This window comes from Oleiphilus sp. HI0043 (assembly GCF_001634935.1).
This window is the reverse complement of the sequence record NZ_LWEY01001135.1, coordinates 1-850: the sequence shown is the minus strand read 5'-3', so window position 1 is coordinate 850 and position 850 is coordinate 1. Positions and strand designations below refer to the sequence as shown.

Below are 850 nucleotides of genomic sequence, written 5' to 3'. Positions count from 1 at the left end.
CAGCCAAACATGGAACCGGGGTGGGGGATTTATATAAGTCTATCGACCAGGGTTATAAATCTGCTTTCGATAAGTGGCCGACCAAACGTTTGACAGAGTTGCTTTCAGATTTAGTATCTGATCACCAACCACCAATTGTTCGTGGCCGACGGGTCAAGCTTCGTCATGCTCACCAGGGGGGATCAAATCCGCCTATCATCGTAGTGCATGGATCTAAGACTGATGACCTGCCAGATAGCTACAAACGTTATCTAGAGAAGAGCTTCAGGAAAGTACTTAAGATTAAAGGTACACCAATTCGTTTTGAATTTAAGTCGAGTGATAACCCTTTCGCTAGTCCGACTAACAAAATGAATGAGAAGCAGAGAGCTAAAAAAGCCCGTATTACCAAATCCAGAGAATTTGGTAACCGCCGTGGTAAAAACTCAACACGTAAGAGTAAAGGAAAGGGCAGTACTTCTCGTTAATTGATTTTAACGAGGGCTTGCCTAGGTGTTTAGCTTTCTATGACTGAACTGCATCCCCCTAAAGAAGATATTTGCCCCAGATGTGGCAAAGCAAACCTATGCTTGAATGTCATTAAAAAAGACCTTTCAACGGGGGCTATGATACCACCTAATACTGTTAGTATTCGGGAAGAGCCTTGTTGGTGCGCCTCCGTTAACTTGAACTCTAATCAACGTGCTGAAGCATCAAAATTTGGTAATGGTTTATGTTGTTTGTGCGCAAGCTGCATTGCTGAAATTCAAGCGATATAGCTGCCCTATTACCACTTTAAAAAAAGAAAAAGCCTATTTCCCCCTGTATGTGATCTCGTAAATATTTGTTACTTTCCCTTCACAGAGCCTTT

1 protein-coding gene and 1 pseudogene are annotated in these 850 nt (G+C 42.4%); both read left to right on the top strand.

Annotation, left to right across the window (positions count from 1 at the left end; genetic code table 11):
* Positions 1–467, top strand: a pseudogene (locus A3729_RS12745) (ribosome biogenesis GTPase Der); the annotation flags it as partial.
* A 39-nt stretch (positions 468–506) separates the two neighbouring features.
* The gene (locus A3729_RS34585) at positions 507–758 is read left to right on the top strand and encodes a cysteine-rich CWC family protein (protein WP_068510590.1); all 252 of its coding nucleotides are present in this window, start codon (positions 507–509) and stop codon (positions 756–758) included.
* Positions 759–850 lie beyond the last annotated feature (92 nt).